The organism is Streptomyces anatolicus, from assembly GCF_019400875.1.
GTDB lineage: Bacteria > Actinomycetota > Actinomycetes > Streptomycetales > Streptomycetaceae > Streptomyces > Streptomyces anatolicus.
Genome location: NZ_WMBF01000030.1, coordinates 21118 through 27759 on the forward strand (window position 1 = coordinate 21118; position 6642 = coordinate 27759).

The following is a 6642-nucleotide window of genomic DNA, read 5'->3' on the forward strand; positions in this document are numbered from 1 at the left end:
CGTGCCTCGTACCGTCAGGGACGTCGTCTTCGTGGATGGCGTCCGCACCCCGTTCGGCAAGGCGGGCCCGAAGGGCATCTACCACGAGACCCGTGCCGATGACCTCGTCGTGAAGGCCATCCGGGAGCTGCTGCGCCGCAACCCGGACCTCGACCCCGCCAAGATCGACGAGGTCGCCATCGCCGCGACCACGCAGATCGGCGACCAGGGCCTGACGATCGGCCGCACCGCCGGCATCCTCGCCGGTCTGCCGCAGTCCGTGCCCGGCTACTCCATCGACCGCATGTGCGCCGGCGCCCTGACCGCGGTGACCTCGGTCGCCGGCAGCGTCGCCTTCGGCGCGTACGACATCGCCGTCGCCGGCGGTGTCGAGCACATGGGCCGCCACCCCATGGGCGAGGGCGTCGACCCGAACCCCCGCTTCGTGAGCGAGAAGCTCGTCGACGAGTCCGCCCTTTTCATGGGCATGACCGCCGAGAACCTGCACGACCGCTACCCGAGCATCACCAAGCTGCGCGCCGACGAGTACGCCGTGCGCTCGCAGGAGAAGGCCGCCAAGGCCTACGCCGACGGCAAGATCCAGGCCGACCTGGTCCCGATCTCCGTACGCCGCACCAACGCCGAGGCCGGTGAGACCGGTTGGGGTCTCGCCACCGCCGACGAGCCGATGCGCCCGGGCACCACCCTGGAGAACCTCGCCGGGCTCAAGACGCCTTTCCGTACGCACGGCCGCGTCACGGCCGGTAACGCCGCCGGTCTCAACGACGGCGCCACCGCCTCCCTCATCGCCTCCGAGGAGTTCGCGCGGGAGAACGGCCTGCCGGTCAAGATGCGCCTCGTCTCGTACGCCTTCGCGGGCGTCGAGCCGGAGGTCATGGGCTACGGCCCGATCCCGGCCACGGAGAAGGCCCTCGCCAAGGCGGGCCTGTCCATCTCCGACATGGGTCTCTTCGAGATCAACGAGGCCTTCGCCGTGCAGGTGCTCGCCTTCCTGGAGCACTACGGCATCGCGGACGACGACGCGCGCGTCAACCAGTACGGCGGCGCCATCGCCTTCGGCCACCCGCTCGCCTCCTCCGGCGTACGCCTGATGACGCAGCTGGCGCGGCAGTTCGAGGAGCAGCCCGAGGTCCGCTACGGCCTCACGACCATGTGCGTCGGCTTCGGCATGGGCGCGACGGTCATCTGGGAGAACCCGAACCACAAGGACGCCGGAGGCGACAAGTGAGCACCACGACCACCGAGCTTCTGAAGGGTGCGGCCGAGCTGTTCCCGGACGAGGTCGTCACGCAGGCGCACGTACGCCACCTCGACCTGCCCCAGGGTGCCGGGCGCTTCGCGCTCATCACGCTGGACAACGGCTTCGACCACACCAAGCCGACCACCTTCGGCCCGCAGTCCCTCGCCAACCTGAACACGGCGATCGACCAGGTCGAGAAGGAGGCCGCCGAGGGCTCCATCGTCGGCGTCGGCATCACCGGCAAGCCGTTCATCTTCGCCGTCGGCGCCGACCTCAAGGGCGTCGAGCTGCTCAAGCGCCACGAGGACGCGCTCGCCATCGGCAAGGGCGGCCACGAGGTCTTCAAGCGGCTCTCCGGGCTCGCCGTGCCGACCTTCGCGTACTACAACGGCGCCGCGATGGGCGGTGGCGTCGAGGTCGGTCTGCACTGCTCCTACCGCACCGTCTCCAAGGCGCTGCCCGCCTTCTCGCTGCCCGAGGTCTTCCTCGGCCTGGTCCCGGGCTGGGGCGGCTGCGCGCTGCTGCCGAACCTGATCGGCGCCGACAAGGCCGTCTCGGTCATCATCGAGAACTCGCTCAACCAGAACCGCCAGCTCAAGGGCAAGCAGGTCTTCGAGCTGGGCATCGCGGACGCCCTCTTCGAGGGCGCCGACTTCCTTGAGCAGTCGCTGATCTGGACGGCCTCCGTGCTGACCGGCTCGGTCGAGGTCGTCCGTCCCGAGATCGACCGCGGCGAGGGCTGGGACGCCGCCGTCGCGCGCGGCCGTGCCATCGCCGACTCGAAGGTGCACGGCGCCGCTCCGGCCGCGTACCGCGCTCTGGAGATCATCGCGGCCGCCAAGGACGGCGACCTCCAGAAGGGCTTCGACGCCGAGGACACCGCGCTCGCCGACCTCATCATGGGCGGTGAACTGCGCGCGGGCATCTACTCGTTCAACCTCGTGCAGAAGCGCGCCAAGCGCCCCGCGGGCGCCCCGGACAAGAATCTGGCCCGCCCGGTCACCAAGGTCGGCGTCGTCGGCGCCGGTCTGATGGCCTCGCAGCTCGCGCTGCTCTTCCTGCGCCGCCTCGAGGTGCCGGTCGTGCTGACCGACATCGACCAGGAGCGCGTCGACAAGGGCGTGTCGTACGTCAAGGAGGAGATCGACAAGCTCCTCCTCAAGGGCCGCGTCAACCAGGACAAGGCGAACCGCCTGAAGGCGCTCGTCTCCGGTGTCCTGGACAAGGCCGAGGGCTTCTCCGACGCCGACTTCATCATCGAGGCCGTCTTCGAGGAGATCGGCGTCAAGCAGCAGGTCTTCGCGGAGGTGGAGGCGGTCGCCCCGGCGCACGCCATCCTCGCCACGAACACCTCCTCGCTCTCGGTCACCGAGATGGCGTCGAAGCTGAAGCACCCCGAGCGGGTCGTCGGCTTCCACTTCTTCAACCCGGTCGCGATCCTGCCGCTCCTGGAGATCGTGCGCGGCGAGCAGACGGACGACGCGTCGCTGGCCACGGCCTTCGGTGTCGCCAAGAAGCTGAAGAAGACCGCGGTGCTCGTGAAGGACGCCCCGGCGTTCGTCGTGAACCGCATCCTGACCCGCTTCATGGGCGAGATCCAGAACGTCATCGACGAGGGCACCCCGGTCGCCGTCGCCGAGAAGGCCATCGAGCCGCTCGGTCTGCCGATGTCGCCGCTGGTCCTCCTGGAGCTGGTCGGCCCGGCCATCGGTCTGCACGTCTCGGAGACCCTGAACCGCGCCTTCCCGGAGCGCTTCACCGTCTCGCCGAACCTCGCGGCCGTCGTCAAGGCGGGCAAGCGCGGCTTCTACGTGTACGACTCCGGCAAGCCGGAGCTGGACCCCGAGGTCGCCGCGCTCCTCAAGCAGGGCGACAAGGTCCTGACCGAGGAGCAGGTGCGCGAGCGGGTGCTCGACGCGGTGGCACAGGAGATCGGGCTCATGCTCGACGAGGGTGTCGTCGCCGAGGCGCAGGACATCGACCTCTGCCTGATCACCGGTGCGGGCTGGCCCTTCCACCTGGGCGGCATCACGCCGTACCTGGACCGTGAGGGCGTCAGCGAGCGGGTGAACGGCAAGCGGTTCCTCGCGCAGGGCGTGGCGAGCGTCCCGGCGTAACACGCACAGCACCGGCAGTGGGCCGTACGGGACAACTCCCGTACGGCCCACTGTCGTTCACTCACACCCTGGCCCACGCCTCGAGGGCGAGGCCCGGCTCCGCCTTCTGGCGGGCGAGCCGCAGTGTGCCGTCGAGGCCGATCGCCGCCATGACCACGCGGCCCCGCGCGTCGAGCGCCAACGCCGGTGCGCCCAGGCAGGGTTCGCCGGTCTCGGCCCACCACAGGCCCGCCTCCTCGTCCTCCGTGGGGAACGCGGCGAGGGCGGGGCGGCCGGTGCTCGTACGGTGGGCGAGGACCGTGCAGTCGTATCCGTCTATGGCCGTCCGCAGCGCCGCGACGGGCCCGGTGCCGGGGCCGCCGCCGAGCGGGATCGCGGAGCCGCCGTCCGCCGGGCGGTGGGCGAGGATGCCGCTGCCGAGCGCGTCGGCCGCGTAGTACGTGAGGCGGTCGGGGGCGGTCTCCAGGACGGTGCCCGAGCCGGGGGCCGGGGCGAGCGGGATGTCGTCGGCGCGGGTCAGTTCGCCGCCCTGCTTCTCCTGCGCCCAGCGCAGCGTCGCCTTGGCGCCGGGCGCGAGGACCTCCACGCGGCCGGTGGAGGTGGCGAGGGCGACGATGCCGTCAAGGGCCTCGCGGACCTTGAGGTCCTTCCACCCCTCCCACTTGCCGCCCTTGCCCTCACGGCGCATCCGTACGCTGTTCACGGCGTCCCGCACGAAGACGTGGACCGTGCCCGCGGCGTCCACGGCGGCGGCGGGGGCGCCCAGGTGGGGTGCGCGCTCGACGAGTTTGGTGTGCGGGTTGCCGATCGGGCGCCAGTCCATGAGGGGGCGGCCCGTCTGGTACTGGATGGAGTGCACGAGGTCGACGACGACCTTGCCGTCGGCCTCGCGCCGCTCGCCGCGGCCGACGAAGTGTACGTACCCGTCGGCGCCCTGCGCCAGGGTGAGGTAGGTCAGGCCGGGCGCCTCGAAGAAGTCGGGGCCCGTCCACTCCGGGCCGCCGGGGGTGCGCTCGGTCCAGCGCAGCAGTCCGCCGTCGGCGCGGGCGTACGCGGTGAGGCGGCCGTCCTTGCCGCGCAGCAGCCAGCGGGCGGTATCCGGGGCTCCGGTGCTGACGGCGCTCGTCCTCGGCGGCATGACTGGCGGCGACCTCCCCGTTCACGCACGTCCACGTGCGCACAGCGTTTTGCCTATTAGTTTACGTTTGCCGCATGAGAACTCTTGTCGTCGTCGACGGCGCGAACGTCGTCGGTTCCGTGCCCGACGGATGGTGGCACGACCGCCGTGGGGCCGCCGAGCGGCTGCGGGACCGGCTCGTCGCGTACGCCGAGGAGGGGATCGAGGGGCGCCCGGGGCCGCTGGACATCGTCCTGGTCGTCGAAGGGGCGGCGCGCGGTGTCGAGTCCGTGCCCGGCGTACGGGTCGAGAGCGCGCCGGGCAGCGGTGACGACCACATCGTGGAGGTGGCCGCGCGGGCCGCGGGCCGGCCGTGCGTAGTGGTCACAGCCGACCGTGAACTGCGCCGCAGAGTGGGCGAGGTGGGCGCGGAATGTGCGGGCCCGAGGGCGGTCCGCGCCCCCTAAGGGGCGCGGGGAACTGCGCGACCAGCCCCCTCCGGGCCCGCAGGCGAAGAACCGCCCGCCCAGCAGAGCGCTAGAGCCGCTTCGCGCTGCGCAGCGTGGTGGCGTAGTAGCCGTTGCCGTCCAGGCGCGAGGTGCCGCCCTTGTCGCCGATCGTGGGGCCGTTGACCTCCTCGCGGCTCGATATGAAGATCTTGTGGCCGTCGGCGTCATGGCCGAGGAAGATGCCGACGTGGTCGAGCCGCTGCTTCGTACGGGCGTCCAGCTTGAAGAAGACCAGGTCACCGGGTTGGATCACGTCGATGGACTTGGGCCGGTCGGCGGCGCCGACCCCCTTCAGCTCGATGACGTCGGCGCCCGCCTTGCCGCGCGCCATGCCGTTGGCGGTGCGGGGCAGGCCGTCGCCGGACCGGTCGTCGGCCATCAGGGGGTAGCGGGCCCGGTAGCCGAACACCGTGCGGATGAACCCGGAGCAGTCCATCGAGCGGGCGCGCATCTTCTCGGGCTGCATGGTGGTGCCGTTGCGGAAGGTGTACGGGATGCCGAGGTAGTCGAAGAAGTCGGACTGCTCCAGGCGCAGGTCGTTGCCCGCGGTGCCGTCCGGGTTCAGCGGCCCGAAGTTGGCGTCACCGGCGTACGCGATGCCCTCGTCGTCCTTCTTGACCGGGGCGCCCTCCACGTACTGGAAGGCCATCGCGAAGACGTCGTCCTCCTCGCTGCCGGAGAACTCCTTGTACCAGTCCTTGAACCACTTCTCCTTCTCCGCGCCCTCGCGCCAGGTCTCCGGCATCAGCCGCACCCAGTCGTTGGTCACCACCCGGGACTTGGTGTTCGCGGGCTCGGTGAAGGTGCGGCTCGGGCCGGTCAGCGTCGCGCTGCGGGCGCCGTCGGTGAAGGTGGCGAGGACCTTGCCGCCCTCGGTGCGCAGGACGGAGCGGTCGGGGTTCTTCAGGCGCTCCCACGTCTGCTTCCCGCTCGCCTGCTGGCCCGTGCTGTTGTGCAGCTCCGGGGTGTCGGTGACGGCCTGCACCTTGGGCGCCTTGGCTGCCTCGTCCTTGCGCAGTTCCACGGTCAGATAGGCGCTGCCGGCGAGCAGGGCGAGGACGGTCGCCGCGTGCAGGACGGGACGCTTCTTCTTGGGCGGCATGAATGACTCCTGGGAATCAGGCGGACGGCATGAAGCCGAGGAGGATCCCGGCGGTGAGGACGACGTAGGCCATGAGCGTCACCGAGCCCGTGGCGAGCAGCGTGGGGCCCTTGGGCTGGCGCACCAACTGGTAGGCGATCAGGCCGGGGACGATGAAGCCGAGGGTCTGGTTCGCGTACATGAGCGGGAACTCGATGGACAGCACGATCATCACGGTCGCCTGGAGCGTCACACCGAGCAGCACGACGGCGGCGAAGAGCCGCTTGCCGTAGAGGATCACGAACTTCTGCATCAGCAGGGTGCCGGCGTACGTCAGGACGGTCACGCCGACCACCATGGCCGCGCGCTGCAGGTCCTCGACGAGGGTCAGCGCCAGCCAGCCCGGGGTGATCATGCCGCCGGGCGAGAGGTTGGTCGTCAGATAGCAGACCAGCGAGAAGAGCAACCCGAGCGCGATGCCGACCGCGGCGATCTCGGGGGTGAGGACGGAGGGAATCAACGGGGCTCTCCTGGGCTGTGCCACTGCTGGGTGTCGTCTGCGGCGGGCGGTGCGGGCG

The 6642-nt window shown here is 70.7% G+C and carries 6 protein-coding genes; 3 read left to right on the forward strand and 3 right to left on the reverse strand.

What is annotated here, in order from left to right:
• The first annotated feature begins 1 nt into the window (after position 1).
• Complete coding sequence (locus tag GKQ77_RS05700) at positions 2 to 1228, forward strand: thiolase family protein (protein ID WP_219687605.1); 1227 nt, start codon at positions 2 to 4, stop codon at positions 1226 to 1228.
• On the forward strand, positions 1225 to 3357 hold the full coding sequence (locus tag GKQ77_RS05705; RefSeq protein ID WP_219687606.1) for a 3-hydroxyacyl-CoA dehydrogenase NAD-binding domain-containing protein: 2133 nt from the start codon (positions 1225 to 1227) through the stop codon (positions 3355 to 3357). Before GKQ77_RS05700 ends, GKQ77_RS05705 begins: the two co-directional genes overlap by 4 nt.
• 61 nt (positions 3358 to 3418) lie before the next feature.
• On the opposite strand, the gene GKQ77_RS05710 is transcribed toward GKQ77_RS05705, so the two are convergent.
• A complete protein-coding gene (locus GKQ77_RS05710; protein ID WP_219687607.1) occupies positions 3419 to 4495 on the reverse strand; it encodes a PLL family lectin in 1077 nt (358 codons plus the stop codon).
• 74 nt (positions 4496 to 4569) lie between these two features.
• Here GKQ77_RS05710 and GKQ77_RS05715 point away from each other — a divergent pair, with 74 nt between their 5' ends.
• Positions 4570 to 4941, forward strand: a complete 372-nt coding sequence (locus GKQ77_RS05715) for a PIN domain-containing protein (protein WP_219687608.1) — start codon at positions 4570 to 4572, stop codon at positions 4939 to 4941.
• Positions 4942 to 5011: 70 nt separating this feature from the next.
• Here the strand turns inward: GKQ77_RS05715 and GKQ77_RS05720 are convergent, their stop codons facing one another.
• Together GKQ77_RS05720 and GKQ77_RS05725 are read right to left on the reverse strand one after the other, a co-directional pair.
• Positions 5012 to 6085, reverse strand: a complete 1074-nt coding sequence (locus GKQ77_RS05720) for a C40 family peptidase (protein ID WP_219687609.1) — start codon at positions 6083 to 6085, stop codon at positions 5012 to 5014.
• A gap of 16 nt (positions 6086 to 6101) precedes the next feature.
• Positions 6102 to 6584, reverse strand: a complete 483-nt coding sequence (locus tag GKQ77_RS05725; protein ID WP_125515658.1) for a poly-gamma-glutamate biosynthesis protein PgsC/CapC — start codon at positions 6582 to 6584, stop codon at positions 6102 to 6104.
• Between the last annotated feature and the right edge of the window lie 58 nt (positions 6585 to 6642).

Excerpts from the sequence above, each read along its gene's own strand:
- GKQ77_RS05710 (WP_219687607.1), bottom strand. The coding sequence starts at position 4,495 with ATGCCGCCGAGGACGAGCGCCGTCAGCACCGGAGCCCCGGATACCGCC.
- GKQ77_RS05715 (WP_219687608.1), top strand. The coding sequence starts at position 4,570 with ATGAGAACTCTTGTCGTCGTCGACGGCGCGAACGTCGTCGGTTCCGTG.
- GKQ77_RS05720 (WP_219687609.1), bottom strand. The coding sequence starts at position 6,085 with ATGCCGCCCAAGAAGAAGCGTCCCGTCCTGCACGCGGCGACCGTCCTC.